This window comes from Marinobacter sp. V032 (genome assembly GCF_052645435.1).
On record NZ_JBQXYE010000001.1, the window covers coordinates 1436082 to 1458152 of the forward strand.

General features: G+C 56.2%; 18 protein-coding genes. 12 read left to right on the forward strand and 6 right to left on the reverse strand.

Annotated features, from left to right (window positions below):
• Window positions 1-71: 71 nt before the first annotated feature.
• Complete coding sequence (locus ACUN9X_RS06560; RefSeq protein WP_445472552.1) at window positions 72-1094, reverse strand: metalloregulator ArsR/SmtB family transcription factor; 1023 nt, start codon at window positions 1092-1094, stop codon at window positions 72-74.
• Between the two features lie 238 nt (window positions 1095-1332).
• Between ACUN9X_RS06560 and tkt the strand changes: the two genes are divergently transcribed.
• The 6 genes from tkt to ACUN9X_RS06590 all read left to right on the forward strand — a co-directional run bounded on the left by tkt (window position 1333) and on the right by ACUN9X_RS06590 (window position 8308).
• Window positions 1333-3333, forward strand: a complete 2001-nt coding sequence (gene tkt / locus ACUN9X_RS06565; protein ID WP_260036466.1) for a transketolase — start codon at window positions 1333-1335, stop codon at window positions 3331-3333.
• Between the two features lie 99 nt (window positions 3334-3432).
• Window positions 3433-4458, forward strand: coding sequence for a type I glyceraldehyde-3-phosphate dehydrogenase (gap, locus tag ACUN9X_RS06570; RefSeq protein ID WP_445472553.1), 1026 nt, complete (start codon window positions 3433-3435; stop codon window positions 4456-4458).
• A gap of 15 nt (window positions 4459-4473) precedes the next feature.
• Window positions 4474-5634 carry a phosphoglycerate kinase gene (locus ACUN9X_RS06575; protein WP_445472554.1) on the forward strand — a complete coding sequence of 387 codons (1161 nt, stop codon included), beginning with the start codon at window positions 4474-4476 and terminating at the stop codon, window positions 5632-5634.
• 55 nt (window positions 5635-5689) lie between these two features.
• A complete protein-coding gene (gene fba, locus ACUN9X_RS06580; protein ID WP_260036461.1) occupies window positions 5690-6754 on the forward strand; it encodes a class II fructose-bisphosphate aldolase in 1065 nt (354 codons plus the stop codon).
• Window positions 6755-7000: 246 nt separating this feature from the next.
• On the forward strand, window positions 7001-7969 hold the full coding sequence (locus ACUN9X_RS06585; protein WP_445472555.1) for a DnaJ C-terminal domain-containing protein: 969 nt from the start codon (window positions 7001-7003) through the stop codon (window positions 7967-7969).
• 3 nt (window positions 7970-7972) lie between these two features.
• Window positions 7973-8308, forward strand: a complete 336-nt coding sequence (locus ACUN9X_RS06590; RefSeq protein ID WP_260036458.1) for a chaperone modulator CbpM — start codon at window positions 7973-7975, stop codon at window positions 8306-8308.
• A 106-nt stretch (window positions 8309-8414) separates the two neighbouring features.
• Here ACUN9X_RS06590 and ACUN9X_RS06595 read toward each other — a convergent pair whose 3' ends face one another.
• Window positions 8415-9383 carry an NAD(P)H-dependent flavin oxidoreductase gene (locus ACUN9X_RS06595; protein WP_445472556.1) on the reverse strand — a complete coding sequence of 323 codons (969 nt, stop codon included), beginning with the start codon at window positions 9381-9383 and terminating at the stop codon, window positions 8415-8417.
• A gap of 144 nt (window positions 9384-9527) precedes the next feature.
• Here ACUN9X_RS06595 and ACUN9X_RS06600 point away from each other — a divergent pair, with 144 nt between their 5' ends.
• From ACUN9X_RS06600 to ACUN9X_RS06610, 3 genes are all read left to right on the forward strand, one after another.
• On the forward strand, window positions 9528-10262 hold the full coding sequence (locus tag ACUN9X_RS06600; RefSeq protein ID WP_260036455.1) for a DsbA family protein: 735 nt from the start codon (window positions 9528-9530) through the stop codon (window positions 10260-10262).
• A 230-nt stretch (window positions 10263-10492) separates the two neighbouring features.
• Window positions 10493-11494 carry an oxygen-dependent tRNA uridine(34) hydroxylase TrhO gene (gene trhO, locus ACUN9X_RS06605; RefSeq protein WP_445472557.1) on the forward strand — a complete coding sequence of 334 codons (1002 nt, stop codon included), beginning with the start codon at window positions 10493-10495 and terminating at the stop codon, window positions 11492-11494.
• A gap of 130 nt (window positions 11495-11624) precedes the next feature.
• A complete protein-coding gene (locus ACUN9X_RS06610) occupies window positions 11625-12365 on the forward strand; it encodes a DUF481 domain-containing protein (protein WP_260036452.1) in 741 nt (246 codons plus the stop codon).
• A 40-nt stretch (window positions 12366-12405) separates the two neighbouring features.
• On the opposite strand, the gene ACUN9X_RS06615 is transcribed toward ACUN9X_RS06610, so the two are convergent.
• The 3 genes from ACUN9X_RS06615 to ACUN9X_RS06625 all read right to left on the reverse strand — a co-directional run bounded on the left by ACUN9X_RS06615 (window position 12406) and on the right by ACUN9X_RS06625 (window position 16777).
• A complete protein-coding gene (locus ACUN9X_RS06615; RefSeq protein WP_445472558.1) occupies window positions 12406-13350 on the reverse strand; it encodes a YbgA family protein in 945 nt (314 codons plus the stop codon).
• A 75-nt stretch (window positions 13351-13425) separates the two neighbouring features.
• Complete coding sequence (locus ACUN9X_RS06620) at window positions 13426-15666, reverse strand: glycosyltransferase (protein ID WP_445472559.1); 2241 nt, start codon at window positions 15664-15666, stop codon at window positions 13426-13428.
• Complete coding sequence (locus ACUN9X_RS06625) at window positions 15644-16777, reverse strand: lysylphosphatidylglycerol synthase transmembrane domain-containing protein (protein ID WP_445472560.1); 1134 nt, start codon at window positions 16775-16777, stop codon at window positions 15644-15646. Before ACUN9X_RS06625 ends, ACUN9X_RS06620 begins: the two co-directional genes overlap by 23 nt.
• A gap of 276 nt (window positions 16778-17053) precedes the next feature.
• Here ACUN9X_RS06625 and ACUN9X_RS06630 point away from each other — a divergent pair, with 276 nt between their 5' ends.
• From ACUN9X_RS06630 to ACUN9X_RS06640, 3 genes are read left to right on the forward strand one after another with little or no spacing between them, the layout of a single operon-like run.
• Complete coding sequence (locus ACUN9X_RS06630; protein ID WP_260036448.1) at window positions 17054-17896, forward strand: HAD-IIB family hydrolase; 843 nt, start codon at window positions 17054-17056, stop codon at window positions 17894-17896.
• A 9-nt stretch (window positions 17897-17905) separates the two neighbouring features.
• Complete coding sequence (locus ACUN9X_RS06635; RefSeq protein WP_260036447.1) at window positions 17906-19156, forward strand: glycosyl transferase; 1251 nt, start codon at window positions 17906-17908, stop codon at window positions 19154-19156.
• 14 nt (window positions 19157-19170) lie between these two features.
• Window positions 19171-20916, forward strand: a complete 1746-nt coding sequence (locus ACUN9X_RS06640) for an alpha-amylase family glycosyl hydrolase (RefSeq protein ID WP_445472561.1) — start codon at window positions 19171-19173, stop codon at window positions 20914-20916.
• Between the two features lie 85 nt (window positions 20917-21001).
• Here the strand turns inward: ACUN9X_RS06640 and ACUN9X_RS06645 are convergent, their stop codons facing one another.
• Window positions 21002-21997, reverse strand: a complete 996-nt coding sequence (locus ACUN9X_RS06645) for a DUF6160 family protein (protein WP_445472562.1) — start codon at window positions 21995-21997, stop codon at window positions 21002-21004.
• Window positions 21998-22071: the final 74 nt, after the last annotated feature.

Here is a 22071-nt window from a genome sequence, read left to right on the forward strand (position 1 = left end):
CTCTTGTTCGAAATCGTGGCCTCAACAGGATGGCCGTATTGATGGTTCTACTCCGGTTTTCGATTCGGTTTCTAATCCGGCTTCCGGAATTCTCTTACCTGAATCTGGAAGCCGTTACGTAATCCGATAAACAGTGTTTCACCCGTCTCCAGGCCCGCATCGCTGGCCCAGGCGGTGAGCTCTTCCGGTTCAAAGCCGAGCCATAGATCGCCGCAGTTGGCTTTGGCCCAATTCTGGTCGTGACTGCAAAGATCACTGATCACCAGCGATCCGCCCGGACGAATCAGCGCGGTCGCATCGGCAAAAATATCCGCCGGGCTGGGCACGTGGTGGAGCACCATGTTGGCGACCACAAGATCAAAATGCCCGGCATGGGTCTGGCGTAGCAAGTCCGTGGTGCCTTCGACCAGCGTGACATTGTGCAGGGATCCTGCGTCACAGGTTGCCCGGGCCTTTTCCAGCATGTCTTTCGAGTTGTCGAGTGCGACAACCGATTCACCGAGCTGGCTCAGTTCTGCCAGAAAGGCGCCTTCGCCGGGGCCAATCTCAAGTATTTGTTGCCAGCCTTCCAGTTCTGAACGTTGCTGCAACAGTTCTGCAACCGGTTCGGCGTAGAGTTCAAAGGCAGCAATCAGTTCCTGTTGTTCGCGGAACTGTTCGGCATGGCGGGCAAAAAACGCCAGTGACTGGTCCGCCCGCTGGTTCCGGATCTCCTGAATGCGTGTGCTGAGATGCACCGGCAGTACGACTTGATCCACCAGTTCGAAAATACGGTGAATGGTCACGTCCTGCAGTGAATCGGTGCCGGATTGCAGCGGGCGACGATAAAAAATGGCATTGCCTTCCCGTTGCGGCTCCAGAAGGCCTGCAGTGGCGAGCACCTTTAAGTGGTGGCTCATGCCGGATTGGCGCATCTCGAAAATCTGGCTCAGCTCGAGCACCCCGAATGTATCCCGCTGCAGGACTCGCAGTATTTCCAGTCGCATGGGGTCGCCGCTGGCCTTGAATACCGGGGCGAGCGCGTCCAGCGAGCCGTTAAGGTCGCGGGCAGGCGTGCCGGAATCTTCATTGTAAACGGGGGCGATACTGTTCATGGGAAGTGAGTTTAGGTGGGTGTTTTCTGTGAATCAACTAATATATCAAAAAACTTTGATATAGATCTCTTTGTGGTTTTTCGGCAACTGCGGACCCGTGGTATTTGCTCGAGTTTCCGTTATCGGCGAAAATATGCGCCTTCTCACGTTCAGGCGGGTGTCGCCGAGTCCGTCGGTTGGCCCTAACGCACCGTTATTAAAGCTGTTATAGCTTTTGCACATCAGTGGAGATTATTTGATGTCATCCCGTAAAGACCTTGCCAATGCCATTCGTGCCCTCAGTATGGATGCAGTTCAGAAGGCCAACTCCGGCCACCCGGGCGCGCCAATGGGCATGGCAGACATTGCCGAGGTGCTCTGGAACGACTATCTGGTTCACAATCCGGCAGATCCGAAGTGGGCAAACCGTGACCGCTTCGTGATGTCCAACGGGCACGGCTCGATGCTGCACTACTCGTTGCTGCACCTGACCGGCTACGACGTCACCATGGATGACATCAAAAACTTCCGTCAGCTGGACAGCCGCACCCCGGGGCACCCTGAGTACGGCTATACCGCTGGTGTCGAAACCACAACCGGCCCGCTGGGGCAGGGCATTGCCAATGCCGTCGGTTTTGCGATCGCCGAGAAAACCCTGGCAGCGCAGTTCAATCGCGATGGCCACGAGATTGTTGATCATTACACCTACGCATTCCTTGGCGATGGCTGCCTGATGGAAGGCATCTCCCACGAAGTCTGCTCGCTGGCCGGTACTCTGGGTCTGGGCAAACTGGTCATGTTTTACGACGACAACGGCATCTCGATTGATGGCGAAGTCGATGGCTGGTTTACCGATGATACGCCGAAGCGTTTCGAGTCTTACGGCTGGCATGTCGTCGCTGATGTCGACGGCCACAATGCCGAAGAGGTCCGCCGTGCAATTGAACAAGCCCGTGCCAATACCGACCAGCCTTCGCTGATCTGCTGCAAGACCATCATTGGTTTTGGTGCGCCGAACAAGCAGGGCTCAGAAAGTAGCCACGGCTCTGCGCTAGGTGAAGCTGAAGTAGCGGCTGCCCGTGACAACCTTGGCTGGCACCACGCGCCGTTTGAAGTGCCTGACGATATTTATGCTGCCTGGAATGCCCGCGAAAAGGGCACGGGTGCCCAGAGCGCCTGGAATGATGCTCTGGCAGCCTATGAAAAAGCGCACCCTGAGCTGGCAGCTGAGTATAAGCGCCGTGCGAACGGCGATCTGCCAGCCGACTTCGCCGATAAGGCGGATGCCTACATTCGCGAGTGCCAGGGCAAGGGTGAAACTGTTGCCAGCCGTAAGGCGTCCCAGAACTCACTGAATGCTTTTGGCCCGTTGTTGCCAGAACTGCTGGGCGGTTCTGCCGATCTGGCCGGTTCAAACCTGACCATCTGGAACGGCACCAAGGGCATCAACAAGGATGATGCCAGCGGCAACTACCTGTTCTACGGGGTCCGTGAATTCGGTATGGCGGCGATCATGAATGGTATCGCCCTGCACGGTGGCTTTGTGCCCTATGGCGCGACCTTCCTGATCTTTATGGAATACGCCCGTAACGCGGTGCGCATGGCTGCGCTGATGAAGCAACGCGCGATCTATGTGTTTACCCACGATTCAATTGGCCTGGGTGAAGATGGCCCGACTCACCAGCCCATCGAGCAAATGGCGAATCTGCGCAGTACGCCCAATATGAACGTCTGGCGCCCTGCAGATGCTGTTGAATCTGCGGTTTCATGGAAAGAAGCGTTGCTGCGTCACGACGGTCCGTCATCGTTGATCTTCTCGCGTCAGGGTTTGCCGCATCAGGATCGCACTGATCGTCAGCTGGCAGACATCAGCAAGGGGGGTTATGTGCTGTCTGATAGCGAAGGTCACCCTGATCTGATTCTGATCGCGACCGGCTCTGAAGTAGGGCTTGCCCAGGAGGCGGCGTCTGCACTGCGTGACCAGGGCCGCAACGTGCGTGTGGTGTCAATGCCGTGTACCGACGTGTTCGATACCCAGAGCGCCCAGTACAAGCAGCAGGTACTGCCGCTGGACGTGACTAACAGAATTGCAATCGAAGCCGCCAGTGAGGACTTCTGGTACAAGTATGTCGGCCTTGATGGCCGGATCATTGGCATGAGCACGTTTGGCGAATCCGCACCGGCTGGTGAGCTGTTCCGGGTATTCGGATTTACTGTCGAGAATGTAATGGCAGTCGCAGAGGAACTGCTGGAAAATTAAGACCGATGTTTCCGCCGGCACTCTGGCTTGCGCAAGCATCCAGCGGCTGGCGGAATCTTGCATCACGCACTTATACACTTCAGGAGACGCCCCCGCGACATGGCATTTCGTCTGGCGATCAATGGTTATGGCCGCATCGGTCAATGCGTTCTGCGGGCGCTGTATGAGAACGGCTACCGTGATGCGTTGCAGGTTGTGGCGATCAATGAATTGTCGGATCTGGCAACCATCGCCCATCTGACGCGGTATGACTCGACGCATGGCCGCTTCCGTGGCGAGGTGTCGACCAGCGCCACAGGGATGATCGTCAATGGTGACGACATTCAGGTGCTGCGTTCAGGGACACCGGGTGAGCTGCCCTGGAAAGCGCTGGATGTGGATCTGGTGCTGGAGTGCACGGGAGCATTCCGTGATCGTTCGACAGCTGAACAGCATTTGAATGCAGGCGCGCCGCGGTTGTTGTTTTCCCAACCTGCAGAGCCCGATGTAGACCGCACGATCGTGTATGGCATTAATGAACACGAGCTGCGTGCGTCTGATCAGGTTGTATCCAACGCTTCCTGCACAACCAACTGTATTGTGCCGGTGATTCGCGAGCTGGATCAGGCCTTTGGGGTTGAACAAGGCGCCATTACCACGATTCATGCCGCCATGAACGATCAGCCGGTGATTGATGCCTATCACCACCATGATCTGCGGCGCACCCGCAGCGCGTTACACAATATCGTGCCTGTGGATACCGGCCTCGCAAAAGGGATCGAGCGGTTGTTGCCGGAAATGAAAGACAGGTTCAGTGCGGTTGCCATGCGAGTGCCGACATTGAATGTGTCCGCGATCGATATGACGGTGAATGTCGGACGTTCTACCGATATCGCAACTGTGAACAGAGTTATCCGCGAAGCGGCGGAAGGACGGCTCAAAGGCATTCTCGGTTATACCGACGAGCCGTTGGCGAGTGCCGATTTCAATCACGATCCACGCTCGGTCATTGTCGATGGCGGCCAGACCCGGGTGGTCGGCGGCCGCATGGTGAAAGTGCTGTGCTGGTTCGACAACGAGTGGGGCTTCGCAAACCGAATGCTGGATGTCAGCCAAAGCTGGCTGTCCCGAACAGAATCATTCTGAAACCAGGACTTTTTCATGGCGATCAAGAAAATGACGGAACTGGCGCTCGCAGGTAAACGGGTGCTGATTCGAGAAGACCTCAACGTACCCCTGCGGGACGGAAAAGTAGCGGGTGATGCGCGTATCCGCGCGTCGCTGCCGACCATCAAGGCCGCGCGTGATGCGGGCGCACGGGTCATGCTGATGTCTCATCTCGGCCGTCCTGAAGAAGGCGTATTTGATGAGGGCTCGTCACTGCAGCCGGTGGCGGATCATCTGGGCGAGCTGCTGGGGCAGCCTGTGCGTCTGGTCAAGGACTATCTTGATGGCGTCGAAGTCGCCGATGGCGAAGTGGTGCTGTTCGAGAATGTACGCTTTAACAAAGGCGAGAAAAAAGACGACGAGACGCTGTCCCGCCAGTACGCAGCGCTGTGCGATATCTTTGTAATGGATGCGTTTGGCACCGCGCACCGCGCCCAGGCCTCTACTCACGGTGTGGCACGGTTTGCACCTGAAGCCTGTGCCGGCCCGTTGCTGGCGGAAGAGCTGGAAGCACTCGGCAAAGCGCTGGATAACCCGGCCAAGCCGGTCGTGGCCATTGTTGGCGGTTCCAAAGTGTCCACCAAACTGGATGTGCTCAATTCCCTGTCTGAAATCTGCGATCAGCTGATTGTCGGCGGTGGTATCGCCAATACCTTCCTGGCGGCAGCGGGTTACCCGGTGGGTAAATCCCTGTGTGAGCATGACTTGCTTGAAACTGCCCGGAAAATCGCGCTGCAGGTCAACATTCCTCTGCCGGAAGATGTGGTCGTTGCCGGTGCCTTTGCAGAAGATGCTGAAGCGACAACCAAGCTGATCAGTGAAGTGGAAGAAGGCGACATGATTCTGGATGTCGGCCCGAAAACTGCAGCTCATTTTGCTGAGTTACTGAAATCTGCCAAAACCATTCTGTGGAACGGACCCGTTGGTGTGTTTGAGTTCGACCAGTTTGGTGGTGGCACCGAGGCCATGGCAAACGCCATTGCCGAAAGTGATGCTTTCTCACTGGCCGGCGGTGGCGATACCGTTGCCGCCGTCGACAAGTACGGTGTGAGTGACAGGATTTCCTATATTTCGACCGGTGGCGGTGCTTTCCTTGAATTTGTGGAAGGTAAAACTCTCCCGGCGGTAGCAATACTCGAAGAGCGCGGCGCATAACACAGGATTTGCCCGTTCGTAACAGAATTCCGAACAGTTCAAAAGGAGATGTCCGATGGCTCTTATTTCAATGCGTCAGATGCTGGATCACGCCGCCGAGTATGGTTACGGCGTTCCGGCGTTCAACGTCAACAACGTCGAGCAGATGCGCGCGATCATGGAAGCTGCTGACAAGACCGATTCCCCGGTGATCGTCCAGGCTTCTGCTGGTGCACGCAAATATGCCGGCGCACCTTTTTTGCGCCACCTGATTCTGGCAGCAATTGAGGAGTTCCCACATATTCCGGTGGTGATGCACCAGGATCACGGCACCAGCCCTGCCATTTGCCAGCGCTCGATCCAACTGGGCTTCAGCTCCGTCATGATGGACGGCTCACTGGGCGAAGACGGCAAGACGCCAGCCGATTACGAATACAACGTTGATGTCACGCGTCGTACCGTGGATATGGCGCACGCCTGCGGTGTATCGGTTGAAGGTGAACTGGGTTGCCTGGGCTCGCTGGAAACCGGGCAAGCGGGTGAAGAAGACGGTGTTGGCGCTGAAGGCATTCTGGATCACAGCCAGATGCTGACCGATCCCGAAGAAGCCGCTGACTTCGTCAAGAAGACCCATGTCGATGCGCTGGCCATTGCGATCGGCACCAGCCACGGTGCCTACAAGTTCACCCGTCCGCCGACAGGTGACATTCTGGCGATTGACCAGATCAAGGCCATTCACGCCCGCATCCCCGATACCCATCTGGTCATGCACGGCTCCAGTTCGGTGCCTCAGGACTGGCTGGAAATCATCAACCAGTATGGTGGTGAGATTCCGGAAACCTACGGTGTGCCGGTTGAAGAAATTGTCGAAGGTATCAAGCATGGTGTTCGCAAGGTCAACATTGATACTGACCTGCGGCTGGCCTCTACCGGTTCTATTCGCCGTTTCCTGGCGCAAAACCCGGCCGAGTTTGATCCGCGTAAATACCTGAAGGAATCAATCAAGGCGATGACCGAGATCTGTGTCGCGCGCTACGAAGCGTTTGGCACTGCGGGCAATGCCAGCAAGATCAAGCCGGTGAACCTTGAGCGGATGTTCGAGCGTTATGCCCGTGGCGAGCTGGATCCGAAGATCAACTGAGTCTTGCCTCCTGTAATCGCCTGATGTCAGGCGGTGCAGACATAAAACCCCGGTGTGCGTTGGCGCAGCCGGGGTTTTTTTATGGCTTGTTATCAGCGCGTGTGGCTTTGGCTGCACAAATGGCTCCCTGGCCAGGTACCCGTCTAAATTTCAGTCAGATCAGACTTGTATTTCCCGCGCTGGCATCAATGATGGAATAAACAGTTGATGATTTGTTGATTGCCCACTGACGATGTGAGGGATGCAATGGATTTCAAAGACTATTATGCGACGCTCGGCGTGAAGGAAGATGCGTCGCCGGATGAGATCAAAAAGGCCTACCGCAAGCTGGCGCGTAAATATCACCCGGATGTCAGCAAGGAAGAAGGTTCTGAAGACAAGTTCAAGGATGTTGGCGAGGCCTACGAGGCACTGAAAGATCCTGAAAAGCGCGCGGAGTATGACGAGCTGCGCAAATACGGTGCTAACCAGAAAGGCAACTTCCAGCCACCTCCGGGTTGGCAGGGTGGCGCGAGCTTTGGGGGCGGAGGCTACACCGAGGCTGATTCCGCCCAGTTCAGCGAGTTTTTCGAGTCCATATTTGGCGGTGGGAAAGGCGGCGCTGGCGGTTTCGGCGGGTTCCGCCAGAGGGCGCACATGCGGGGCGAGGATGTGCATGCCCGGGTGGCACTGTTTCTTGAAGAAGCCTATAACGGCTGCGAGAAACAGATGCAGTTCGAGGTCACCGAGGTGGGCGCCGATGGCAGGCCTTTTCGCCGCACCAAGACTTTGAAAGTCAAAATCCCCGCCGGAATGAAGCAGGGCCAGCACATCAGGTTGCGGGGTCAGGGTTCTCCGGGGATTGGCGGCAGTGAGTCGGGCGATCTCTTCGTTGAAGTGGATCTTGCGCCACATCCGGTCTTCACGGTGGAAGGCCGGGATCTGATTATGACCCTGCCCGTGACGCCGTGGGAAGCCGCACTGGGTGCGTCGGTGACGGTGCCCACACTGGGTAGCAAGCTGAAGTTAAAGGTGCCCAAGGGCGCCACCGGCGGCCAGAAGCTCAGGCTCAAGGGTAAAGGGTTGCCGGGCAAACAGCCCGGTGACCAGATTGTGATACTGCAAATTGCCTTGCCGAAAACGCATAGCGAGGCCAGTGAAGCGCTCTATCAGAAACTTGCCGAGGCGGAAGCGGATTTCAATCCGCGCGCTCATCTTGAGCCGGAGGGGGCTTGATCCATGAAGATTGAAACGGTTTATCAAGTTGAAGTGCTGGATCATGGCACTCAATTCACGCTACGTGAAATTTGCGAACGCAGTGATGTGCACGCTGAGTTCGTCGTCAAGCTTGTCAGTTACGGCGTGATCGCACCAGTGGAAGAGGGTGCGCCGAGGGATTGGTACTTTGATGCCATAGCGCTGTCGCGATTGCGCAAGGCTCAGCGGCTCCAGCGTGATCTGAAACTCAATCTGCCTGGGTTGGCGATGTCGCTGGAGTTGCTGGATGACGTGGACGAGCTCCGTCGCGAAGTGGCGCGACTGAATCAGCAGGTCCGGCAGTTGCGGGGCGAGTAGCGGCGGCAACACGGATTGAAGCGGGCGCTGCCAGGCGCCCGCCGCTTAATGGCGTGCCACGCAGTCATATCACTACCCGTTGCCCGATTAATCCGAGCATCGTGATTTAGAGTGCCGTCAGGCGCTGCCTGGCATTCCCGTATTCCTCCTGAAGCTGTTTGACCAGTGCCTGGACACTGACCACGTCAGAAATGCCACTGACCCCCTGGCCGGCTGACCACACTGTTTTCCAGGCCTTTGCTTCGTCATCTACCGGCTTCAGTTTTTCACCGTAGTCCAGCGCGCCAGGCTGGTTCAGTTTGTCCATCGGATAGCCGGCTGCTTCCAGGCTTTGTCGCATGAAGTTCGCTGGAATACCGGATACCGCCGGGGTATGAATGATGTCACCGGATACGGCCTCACTGATCATTGTTTTATAGGCTGTTTCCGCCATGGATTCGGTGGTGTTGATAAAACGTGTGCCCATGTAGCAGAGATCAGCCCCCATGGCCTGGGCCGCCAGAATATCCTCACCATGCGACAGACAACCCGCCAGAATCAGCGTGCCATCGAAAATCTCCCGTATCTCATGGGCCAGCACGAAGGGGTTAGTCGTGCCGGCGTGGCCACCGGCGCCGGCTGATACGGCGATAATGCCATCCACTCCCGCCTCAACCGCCTTTTCTGCATGCCGGCGGTTGGTCACATCATGGAACACCAGTCCGCCGTATCGGTGAACGGCATCCACCACATGGCTTGCGGCGCCGAGTGACGTGATCACGATGGGCACATGATGTTTTTCGCAAAGCTTCAGGTCGGCCTCCCAGCGAGGGTTGGTCTTGTGGACGATCAGATTCACTGCGTAGGGAATGAAAGGGCCGTCAGGGTTTTCTCGCTGAATTTCGTCAAGGCCGGCGTTCATCTGTATCAGCCATTCTTCGAAGGCATCGCTGGTGCGCTGATTGAGAGCGGGGAAACTGCCGATAATACCGTTCCGGCAACAGGCCAGTGCAAGCTCCGGGCCCGATATCAGAAACATCGGCGCGGCGATTAGCGGCAGAGACAACTGGTTCTGGAGACGGGGGGGAAGGCTCACGGATACGGGCTCCTGCATGCGTTGTGGTGGTGGCGACGGGGGGGGATGTCGGGCTTAACTGCAAAACGCATCTACTCGACATGGCCGACCCTAGTGTAAGCTTGCGACATTAAACCGGAATCAGCAAATTGTAAGGAGTTCACCATGGGGCAGGCCAAGCGTCGGAAAAGCACAGGGCAACAGGGCTCGGGAGGGCGTAAACAGCGCCAACCGGGGCTGATTATTATTGCCGTGCTGGCGGTAGTGTCCATGGTCATCGCCGGATTGTGGTGGATCACGCAGCCACCAGCGCCGACCTCTTCAGCGTTACCCGACGTGGCGGAAGGAACGGCACCTTTCCCGGCACAGTTTGATTCAGTGGGGATTTCATTGGGGGATGCGAATGCGCCGGTTGTGGTGCGCGAATTTGCTGATTATCAATGCCCGGCCTGTGCCCGGTTCTCAACTGCAACAGACCAGCTGCGGGAAAAGTGGGTTGAAACGGGCAAGGTGCGGTTTGTGTTCTTCGAATTGCCGTTACCGCAGCACGACAATGCTGTTCCGGCAGCGATGGCAGCCCGTTGTGCGGGCGACCAGGGCAAGTTCTGGGAGATGCATGGCCAGCTGTTCGATCACCAGTCGGAATGGAACACAACCGGTGATACCCAGGGTATGTTTACGCGTTATGCAGAAGAGCTGGGCATGGATGGCCGCCGCTTTGGGCGCTGCTTCAGCACAGACCTGCATCGCGAAGCGATTGATCAGAGCCTCGCCCTGTCAAAGCAATTGCGGGTCACCAGCACGCCCACGGTTTACGTCGACAATATCAAACTGACGCAGCCCGGCTGGGCTCAGCTGTCGGCTGTTGTGATGCGAGAGCTTGCCGATAGCGCAGAATAACCCTGCTCGTATCTTTATTCGTAAAGGATCGCGGTGGCCGCGATCCTGTATCGCCTGCTGAGCCAGGTGCCTTGGTCGTGACTTCCACTACCGCTCTTCTTTCCCGGCGCCTGATTGGTTAAAATCTGCACCGCCGCATTGGCCTCTTGGGGTAAGCGCCCCGATATCCGCTGTCTGAATCGACATTAATTTAACCTGCTCCGGATTTACGGTCCGGCCCGCTGGAGAAAATGATGAACGCAACTGTTGTGTGTGCGCTGTATAAATTTACCGCGCTGGATGATTTTGAAACCCTCCGTCAGCCCCTGCTAGACCTCATGACTGACAACGATGTCTGCGGCACCTTGCTGCTCGCCCACGAAGGCATCAATGGCACTATTGCCGGTCCCCGTGAAGGCGTTGATGTGATCAAGCAATGGCTGGGCGCTGATGAGCGCTTTACCGGCATTGATTACAAGGAATCCGAGGTGGATATCCAGCCGTTCAAGCGCACCAAAGTGAAACTCAAAAAAGAAATTGTCACCATGGGTGTGGAGACCGTCGACCCGCGTCGGGTTGTCGGCACCTATGTTGAGCCCAGCGACTGGAACGAGCTGATTTCCGATCCGGACGTGCTGTTGATCGATACCCGAAATCAGTACGAAGTGGAAGTCGGCACCTTCAAGAACGCCCGCAATCCTGCAACCGATACCTTCCGTGAGTTTCCGGAATATGTTGAAACGCATCTGGATCCGTCCCGCCATCGTAAAGTAGCTATGTTCTGCACCGGAGGCATCCGGTGTGAGAAATCCACGGCGTTTCTCAAGGAAAAGGGGTTTGACGAGGTTTACCACCTCAAGGGCGGCATTCTGAAATACCTCGAAGACGTCCCGGAAGAGCAGAGTCTCTGGCAGGGCGAGTGCTTTGTATTTGATGACCGTGTCACTGTAAATCACCGTCTTGAACGCGGCGATTATGACCAGTGTCATGCCTGTCGCAGGCCGATTACGGAAGCTGACAAGGCGCGGCCCGAGTACAAGCAGGGGGTGAGCTGTCATCAGTGCTTTGCGCAGCTGACGCCCGCTCAGCGCCAGCGGTTTGCCGAGCGCGAGAAGCAGATGCAGCTCGCCAAAGCGCGCGGCGAAGCCCATGTTGGAGGTGATGCGGCAGCGGTAATCGCCGAGCGTCGGCGCCTGAAGCAAGAGGCGAGGGAGCAGCAGGCGGAGCGCAGCCGCCGGGGTGAATTGGGGTAATTCAGCACTCCCGGGTATGCCGCTCTGGTGGCCTGTCTTCAATCACGACCTTTTCCTGAAAGCGCCAATCGTGTTTTATAGGCACGGTTCGTGTATAGATTTTTTCATACGCACACACTAAGGAGTAGGCATGCGATTGAAGTACTCGCTGCTTTGGTTGTCGGTCGCTATTTCACCGGCAGTCATGGCCCAGGAAGATCCAAGTGATGATTGGGAAGGCGAAGCGGAGGTGGGACTGCTGATTACCTCCGGCAATTCTGACGAGACCAATCTCAACACCCGCCTCGGGTTGAAGCATGAAATTGAAAGCTGGCGTAACACGCTTGAGCTGCGAACGCTTTACTCGGAAGCAGACGAAGAAACGACATCCGAGAAGTATCTCGGTGAAGCAGAAACCAACTACAAGTTTGACGAGCGCCAGTTCTGGTTCCTTCGTGGTGCCTATGAGGATGACCGCTTCTCTGGTTATCGGTTCCAGTCATCTGTAACCGCCGGTTATGGTAACCGGGTGTGGGAATTGACTGAAAAGAGCTTTCTTGATCTGAAGGCTGGTGCTGGTTACCGCTACAACAAGCTCTACGAGCCCAATGATGAAGGTGAAGAAGAGGAGGATGGCGCGGTTGCCCGTTTTGCCGGCATTTTCAATTATGAGCTCTCTGAAAATGCGCTCTTCATCCAGGAACTCAGCACTGAAGTGGGGCTGCAGGATGATAGCAGTACGATTTCCGAGTCGCTCACAGCCATCAAAGCCAACCTGATCGGAAATCTGGCGATGAAGCTGTCCTATCGCGTCAAACACGAATCCAAGGTACCCGCAGGCACTGCCAACACCGATACGGAAACCGCCCTGAGTCTGCTTTACGGGTTCTGATCGGTCACTTCGGATTGCCGGCATGGATGCCGCATCCCCCCTAAACCTTATTCCGCAGTCCCAATTGTTCCGGGTAGGGGGACAGGTATTCCTGCCTGCTCAGGTAGTCAGCGGGTGCCCTGCGCTGAGCCATCATCAGCAGCGTCATCGGCACGATGAGCGGGACTTCCTCCCTTCGGTAGGCATCGATCTGTTCGGTCATCATCTGCCGATCCGACGCCGACAGCGCCTGCCTCAGAAATCCCATCATATGTTGCATCACATTGGCATGAGCGCCACGGCGAATGTGCTTTCTCATCGCGGCCATAAACAGCGCAATATACTCGTTGCCAATCTCGCCTATCGGCGCACTTTTGAGGTTGGCGATCATTCGTCCCAATTGTTGATGGGTCTGGTTGCAATGCGCCATTAACTGGAACTTGTGGCGGGTGTGGAAATCGACCAGTGCAGACGGCGTCAAACCCGATTCTACGAGGTTCATCCAATCATCGTAAGCAAATACCCGCTCGATAAAGTTCTCGCACAGGTGGCTGTCATTCAGCCGGCCTTCTTCTTCGACCGGCATCAGAGGGTAGGCCTGGATCAGTGCTTCGGCGAACAGTCCCCGTCCTTCCCGGTGAATCACTCGCCCTTCGGCGTTATGGACCTTGATCCGCTCCATCCCGCAGCTGGGGGATTTGGCCATCAGAATATAACCCCGAAGCTGGTCGATATCCGGAATACGCTGCTTGATCCAGTTTCGCATGGCATCCGTGTGATCTGCGGAGCCCTTTGATTCCACGAGTCGCAAGTCGCCATCAATATCGCGGATGTGAATTGTGGGACGAGGCACGCCCAGGCCCGCTTCCAGTTCAGGGCACAGTGGTTGAAAACTGAAGTGCTCAGCCAGCACGCCGGTGCAGAATCGGGAATGCTTGTGGCCGCCATCATGGCGCACTGATTGTCCGAGCAGGCAGCTGCTGATGCCGACGGGAATATGACTCATGGTTGATGAACCCTCGCCCTGAAGTGGATCTTCAGGACAATACGTCGAGCGCGCGGAATTCGATCGCTACAGGGCCTATTCGGCTTTTGTTTTCCTGCCCTGTCGCTTGCGATAGCCAGCCAGTACGGTGGCATAAACGTTGGTGACGTCTTTGGCGAACTGGTGGGTCGAGAAGTTGCCGGCAAATTCCAGCGCGTTTTTCGAAAGGCTGGCATGCAGCTCAGGCTCGTTCAGCAGCCGCAGTACGGCCGCCCGCCACTGGTCGTGATTTTCCGGGGTCTTGAAGCCGTTGTGCCCGTCACGGACAACATCCTCTATGCCGCTGGAGCGAACCGCAACTACCGGCAATGCTGCCGCCATGGCTTCCAGAATAACCATGCCCTGAGTTTCCGATTTTGAGGCGAAAAGGAAGGTGTCGCCAACATGGTAGTAGGTCGCCATTTTTTCCGGAGGCACTGCACCGACCAGAATGAACTGATCGTGCAGGCCGAGATCGTCAATGCGTTGTTGCAAGCGCTCATGTTCATGACCTTCACCAATCATCAGAAACCGAAAGGTTTGATCGGTTTTTTTGGCGAGTCCTGCGATGGCCTCGATCATGAAGTCGATGTTCTTCTCGGTGGACAGGCGCGACACACTGACAAAAACATGGTCATTCGGCCCGATACCGAAAGATTGCCGCAGCGCTTCAACAGCCTCGGTGTCCACCTCCTGAAAGGTGTCGTATTCGATGCCCGTGGGTTGCACAAAAGCAGGCGTTTTGACACCGATCATGCGCAGATAGTCTTCCGCCGAGTAAGTGGGGACGATCACACCGTCACACTTATTGGCAAAGCGCTTGATCAGCGCATGGGAGATCAGGTTGCGGAAGATCAGGCCGGGCAGCGGCACGAAGTGGGCGTAGTGCTCAAGCCGGGTGTGGTAGGTGTAGACAGCCGGTATGCCCAGACGTCGAGCAACCCAGAGGCCGAGTGATCCTAGCCAGAAAGGGTGGTGAACGTGAATGATTTCGGGTTTGAAGTACTTCACCCGCTTGCGGATGCGGCCCAGAAAAATGTTCGCCAGCCGGAACTCCCGTTGTCCGCCCATGGTTACCAGCGACGGCACGCGCAACACGTCCGGCTCATCGTCTGACTGATCGCGGTAGCGGGGGGCTACAACCAGAACACTGTGATGCAGCGCCTCAAGGCCGCGCTTCAGGCGATCAATTGACAGGGGAACGCCACCGATAAAGGGCAGGTAGTTGTTGGTAAACATCGCGACTTTTAACGGGCGCTTCTGCCAGGGTGAGGGGTCCAGCTCGAAATCAGGGTAGTAATCACGGTCAGTAAAAATCAGCGCGTAGAGCTTGATGGTGATCAGCGCCATGACGGCAACCAGCAGAATAAAATTCAGATAGCCGACATAAAATAGCGAGTGAATAAAAAACCACAGACTTTCCAGCTGTTTGAATACCGGGTGTTGGCCGATATCCAGCTTTTCCATCCGGGTGGTGAAGCCTTCCTTGGTCACGTCAACGCGGACAAAGTGATAAAAGCTGGTCTCGTCGTTCATCACCAGGCCGCCTGCGCCGCCGGTTGTGATGTAACGGGTAGAGCCTTTGGTCTGGGTTGAGTAAAGGGGCAGGTTTGCCGAGAACACAGCATCGACTTCATAGGCATCGAACAGGCGCATCAGTTCGTCCCTGAAGGCCGGGTTGTTCAGATAGTTGTCTTCGTCGTCAAACAGCGTGTCCTTGTTCACCGGCAGCAGCGGCTCACCGATAAAGACAAACCGATGTTCGCTGTCATCCTCACTTAACAGGTCGGCCAGCCAGCGAATCTGCCATTGGTAGGGGGTTTTGCCGGTTGCATCAAGGAATACAAAGCGGCTGTTGCCGGTCTTGAACGAATAGAAGTAAGGACCGAAATGTTCATAGAACCGGAAGCTGCCGAAGTTGCTGAACTCGTTATCACCAAAGGTCAGCAGGTAGGGCATGTCGAGCCGGTTGAGGGTGCGGTAGATCGCCCGGTACTTGTCTTCGCCACCGCTACTGACGGCATTGCCCGCGGAGATGAGGAAATCCGCATTGGCCCGGTTGAGCATCGGTACTATTTTTCGCTCGAACACCCCCACCGAGTTGTTGATATTGCCCACTACCGCAAAGCTGAATTCCGACGCGTTATCCAGCCCTGCGTGAATCCGGTCAAGCTGTTCGGTATGTACGGCTTCGTAATCTGGCTCAAAAAAATCCAGATAGATTTTATAACCGATCAACAATGTGACGATCAGCAGGCAGAGATAGAACAGTGCCTTAAGAGGTTTGCGTCGGATCATCAGTCATCCCTGAGCCGGGTTTTCCCGTTTGGTTGCGCTGCCCTGATTCAACCTGCGACGTTCGAAGGCTGCTGGCCAACTCCCTCTGCATCAACACCAGGCCAATGATCATTCCCAGGTAGATTGTGAGAAAACGCCAGGCCACGGTCACCAGTACCAGATGGTTGGCCGAAACCAGGGTGCTGAAAAAACTGCCGAAGACGCCTTCCGATATGCCGGATGCGCCGGGCGTGGGGGCAAAATACATAATGAAAGTCGTGACGAACAGAAGTCCGATCACGGTCAGATAGTCTACGTCATAACCCAGTGCTGTCATCAGTAACGCCGGAAAACTGAACAGACTGATCAGAAATGCCAGCGTGAACACAACCGATAGCAACACATCGCGGCGCGGCCCGCGGATATAGATCGCGAAACTGCGGGCAAAACGCACCATCTCTCTTTTCATGCCGAACTGCCAGCGACGCCGACGAGGCTCATTTATCACGTGAATGCGATGAAGCAGATCAATCAATGTTGAGAGAGGGCCGATCAGCCAACGGGTTCTCAGCAGCACAATCGCAAAAAAGCCGAGATAGAGCGCGATGAACAAGGCCAGCAAGCCGGAGACTTCACCGAGCAGGGGTTGTCCTTTCAGCGCATCAAGCCATAACAGGCAGATGGGGGTGACGGAAAAAATGAACGCGATGGCTAACACGGTACGGATGGTTGTGGCCGCCGTCGCGGTGCCCACGGGAACGCCCTTTCGCTGCAAGTACCAGATCTGCGCAAAGCCGCCGCCGGTGGCCATCGGGGTCACGTTAGAGAAGAAGATGTTAATAAACACCAGCCGGAAGATCTGGCCAATTGGCAGGCTGTGACCGAGCGCTCGCAGCGTAAAGTGCAGGCGCAGCCCGTCCGCGGCAAAGTAAATGCCCAGTAAAACCACCGCAGCGATCAGAAAGGCTGCACTCAGCAGGCGATCATCAAAACTGAAGTTGTTATCTGCAAACTGGTGCCAGATCGCCCAGGTGCCGCCCGCGCTGAGCAGGATAAACAGCAGCGCAAAGCCTGCCAGTTTCCAGCCGGATGCTTGTGTACCTGTTTGTTCTGTAGTGGAAGGGCTGGTCATGACGCTCGGGTCAGAGATCCTTGTTGGGCCGGGAGCGGGCAGTTTACTGCGAATGCGGGGGGCGCTGGCAAGCGCGTATACCATGAACTGTTGGTAACCGGCGGGGGACACCCGCTATGGCCGTCATATAAAAAATGCCCATTTTCCCAATGCTGGCGTCTACCTTGCATTGCTGGTTCTGCGAGTTGTCGGAATTTTGGGCAGGTGCAGGCATCACCTGAGGTGATGCGAATGCCGGCCGCAAATCAATTCATTTGAATGCAGGGAGGCAAACCCATGGCAAGGCTGGTTATTTTCACGGACCTGGACGGTACGCTGCTCGATCATTTTTCATATTCCTGCGCAGCGGCGCGACCGGTATGGGAGGCAGCGCAGGCCGCCGGTGTTCCTTGCGTGTTCAATACCAGCAAGACCCGGGCGGAGGTGCTTCAGTTGCAGGCCGCCATGGGGCTGGAGCAGCCGTTTATCGTAGAGAATGGCGCGGCAGTCTGGTTTCCCGATAACACGACGTTGCCACTGCCACCGGACGCCCGCGCCCATGACGGCATGCGTTGCAAGGTGATGTCGATTGCACGGGCAGACATTCTGGAAAGGCTTTACGGGTTACGCAGCCGCTATGTGTTCCGGGGCCTGTCCGAGATGGGGCTGGAAGAGATCGTTGAACGCACCGGCCTCGGGCGCAAAGAAGCGCGCCTGGCGTCGCAAAGAGAGTTCAGCGAACCCCTGGTCTGGCTGGATACGGAGGATGCACTGAAAAAGTGCGCGCTTGATCTGGATGCGCTCAATCTGCGCCTTGTCCGGGGCGGGCGCTTCGTTCATGTGATTGGGGCCTGCGATAAAGGTCAGGCCATGAGTTGGTTGCTCGCGGTTTATCAGAATGCCTTCGGCGGCGCGGTCACCTCACTGGCACTGGGCGACAGCGATAACGACGTCGACATGCTGGCTGCAGCTGATATCCCGATATTGGTGCGCTCGCCGGTGCACGCACCACCTGTGATCCCGAACCGGCCCGATGTGTGCATTACCTCTTCATACGGCCCGGAAGGCTGGGCGAATGCGGTGTCATCAGTGTTGTCGAAGTATGGCGTCGATATTGCCAGCCAGGGTAAACCAGAATGAGGGTATGTCATGGGTGACTTCTACCAGAACGGCATTGTCACAACACTCCACAATCTTTCGAAGCGACCGCTGGAAGACATTGAAGCAGAGCTGGTCCGTTTCTCGAAAAGCCGGCCGATGGCGTTGATTCTGCCATGCCTGTATTCGGAACTCGAAACAGAGGCCATGCCCCGGATTCTCGAGCACCTGAAAAAGGTGCCGTACCTGAGCGAGATCGTTATCGGCCTTGATCGGGCGACAGAGGCACAGTACCACCATGCGCTGGAATTCTTCTCGGCTTTGCCGCAACGCCATCGGGTGCTCTGGAACGACGGCCCCCGGCTGCGCCAGATCGACCGCGATCTCAAAGGCGAAGAGCTGGCGCCGACAGAGCCGGGTAAAGGTCGTAATGTGTGGTTCTGTATGGGGTATGTGCTGGCGTCCGGCCGAGCCGAATCCATCGCATTGCATGACTGCGATATTGTGACCTATGACCGTGAGCTGCTGGCGCGGCTGATTTATCCGGTGGCCAATCCCAACTTCAACTATGAATTCTGCAAGGGCTACTATGCGCGGGTTGCTGACGGCAAACTGAACGGACGCGTCAGCCGTCTGTTGGTGACACCCCTGCTGCGGGCGCTCAAGAAAGTGCTCGGCAATCTCGATTACCTCGACTATCTCGACAGCTATCGCTACCCGCTCTCTGGCGAGTTCTCTTTCCGCAAAGATGTGATGACGGACATCCGGATTCCCAGTGACTGGGGATTGGAGATCGGTGTGCTGAGCGAAATGAAGCGCAACTACAGCACCAACCGGCTGTGTCAGGTCGATATCGCAGACAATTACGATCACAAGCACCAGATTCTGTCGCCGGAGGATGAAAGCGGTGGCCTGTCCAAAATGTCGATTGATATCACCAAGGCCATTTTCCGTAAGCTGGCCACCAATGGCATCGTGTTTACCCATGAGTCCTTCCGCACTATCAAGGCGACCTATTTCCGGATTGCGCTGGATTTTGTGGAAACCTACCGCAACGACGCCGAAATCAACGGCCTCAGCTTTGATGTGCATCAGGAAGAACAGGCTGTTGAGCTATTTGCCCGCAACATCATGAAAGCGGGCGAGTACTTTCTCGACAACCCCATGGAAGCGCCGTTTATTTCATCCTGGGGGCGTGTTGCCAGCGCGTTTCCGGGGGTCATGACCCAATTGCATGATGCGGTTGAAGATGATTTGCGCGAGCACGGTGAGTCAGTGCAACGCGCACCGAGCGATGCTTAAGAGGAGTTTTCGCCATGACAGAAGCCGAGACAGTGCCGCCACTGGCATCGCGATTGAAAGCGCATCTTGAATGTCTGTACCCGGGCGAAAACCTCGATGCACTGGTTGATCAGTGCCTGGCGACATTCGACCTGGCGAAAACCGCGCCGTCGCCAACGCCGCATCGCAACCTGTGGAATGCGGGTGACGCCTTGTTGATTACCTATGGCGATACCATCAGGCGCGACGGTGAAGCGCCGCTCCAGACTTTGAATGCCTTCTGTCGGCGCAACCTGGCAGCCGGGATGATCTCAACGGTCCATGTGCTGCCGTTTTTTCCCTACAGCTCTGATGATGGTTTTGCCGTGATGGACTATTCCACAGTCAACCCGTCGCTCGGTGATTGGGATGATCTGACCCATCTTTCTTCAGGCTTTCAGGTCATGACGGATTTGGTGATCAATCACTGCTCGAGCCGCAGTTTGTGGTTCGAAAATTACAAAGCAGGTCGGGCACCGGGGCACCGCTATTTTGTTGAAGCCAGCGAAGATGATGATTTGAGCGCCGTGGTGCGACCTCGTACGTCACCATTGTTGCGTGCGGTAGAAACAGTGAATGGTGAAAGGCACGTGTGGTGCACTTTCAGTCATGACCAGGTGGATCTTGATTTCGCCAACCCGGACGTATTGCTGGAGTTTCTCGGTATCATCCGGCTGTACCTCGATAAGGGTATGCGCTGGTTCAGGCTGGATGCCGTGGCATTTCTGTGGAAGGTGCCGGGCGGCCCCTGTATCAATCTGCCGGAAACCCACGAAGTGATCCGTTTGCTGCGTCTGCTGATTGAACACCGTCAGCCGGATGCGGTGATCGTCACCGAAACCAATATCCCCAATCAGGAAAACCTGACCTATTTCGGTAATGCCAACGAGGCGCACCTGATCTACAACTTCTCGCTGCCGCCCCTGTTATTGCACACCATGTTGAGCGGCAATTGCCAGCATCTGAAACACTGGCTGATGACGATGCCGCCGGCTCAGCAGGGCACTGCCTATCTCAACTTTCTGGCCTCTCATGACGGCATTGGCCTGCGCCCGGTCGAGGGCCTGCTAAGCGATGAAGAAAGCGACCGGATGATCAGCACACTGGTCGCATCTGGCGCTCGCGTCACAAGCCGAACCGGTGCGTCCGGCGAAGTGCGGCCCTACGAAATCAATATCAGCCTGTGGGATGCGATGGAACGAACCGAAGCGGATGGCGTTGACGGCCATCAACTGGCCCGGTTTGTTTGCGCTCACGCGATCATGATGGCGCTGGAGGGCATCCCGGCGTTTTATATTCACAGCCTGCTGGCGACCCGAAATGACGATGACCGGGTGGAGCATACCGGCCAGAACCGTTCCATTAATCGCCATGTATGGGACGCCGATGAGCTGGAGAACCTGCTGGCGTCGGATACTCATCACCGGGATGTGTTCACAACCCTGCGCCGCTTGTTGTCGATACGCACCCGTCAGGCTGCGTTTCATCCCAATGCGACCCAATACACCTTACATCTTGGGGATGGGTTGTTTGCTTTCTGGCGTCAGAGTGTCGATCGGCGTCAGAGCATATTTGCGATCCACAATATTTCGGGGCAGGAGCAGGTCTTCAGTCTGTCCGAGCTGAACCTTATTTCCACTGATGAGTGGCTGGATATTGTCAGCAGGACGTCATTTCAGGAGCGGGGCGCGAGTGTAACGCTGGCGCCATTTGAGTTTGTCTGGCTGTCGAACCGGTCTTGATTGGCTGAATGCCTTGGGAAGGGAGAGTGGCATCACCAGCGTTCCGGTTGGAACGCTGGTGATTAAAGTCTGGATTGCTCGTATATCAGTGTCCGTAAACCATCATTGAGGTATTGCTGATCACGAAGTCTGTGAAGTAGACCTCGCCAATGCTGGTGCCACCGATGTTGAAAACCGGCATGTCGATGTCTGCACGGAATTCCACATCGTGAATCGACAAGCCCTCTTGTCCGGAGGAACCGCTGGTGCCTCTGGACAATTTGGCCGTCGCGCTGGCCATGCCAAAGTGACCTTCCGTATCGTCGCCACGACGGTTATGAATGGCCAGATCCTCAATGCCGACACCTGCAAAATTGAATAGCAGAATCACATCACCAACGTCCCAGTCGAGAGAGCCGTTGCTGATCTCAAAATGCGTGTCGAACTGCAGTTCCGAGTTGGATACGGTGTTGCCGTTGGCCAGTACACGAGTCGTGTCGCCGCCGTTGCGCACGACAATATCCGTCGGACCGATGTAACCGTCAAGCCGGATATTGGAGAACAGTGTGGTGCTGTCGGTGGCGCCTTCAGCGCGGACTTCGCCAATTTGCAGCTGGAAGTCGATGGCGTGCAGGTACTCTTCCAGTGATGCCGGGTTGCCTGCGTCTGTGGGGCCGAGGTGAATGACCAGATCACCGCTGTTGAACTGCTTGCCAAAGCTGCCGCCTACGGCGTATTTGCTCAGGGCATCGGCCACATCCGGGTTGGCGGTGGAGAGCTGGCCGGTACTTGCCCGCCGGGCAATTTCCGAGAAACCGTGCTCCAGCACTTCACCGTCACCGGCGACATCGATGGTCAGCTTCATGTTGTCCAGTGCCGTGCCATCGGGATCGGAAAGGCTGAGGTCATAGATGCTCAGGCGGCCTTCATCGATGTAGGAAAATCTGTCCAGATCAACGCGGGTTTCCAGTTCGATCGTGACCCCGGCCTGGCCTGTCACCCGGCTCATGGTCTGGTCATCCAGTGCCTGAATTTCGGCGGCCGCAAATGGAGAGATAAGAACGAGTGGTACGCTTAACAAGACGCGTCGCAGTCCAGTCATGATAGTCAGTCCCTGTACCCGTGCCAGTCAGCGATAGCCGGCCGGTGTCGAGTTTATTTTTATCGTTATATTTT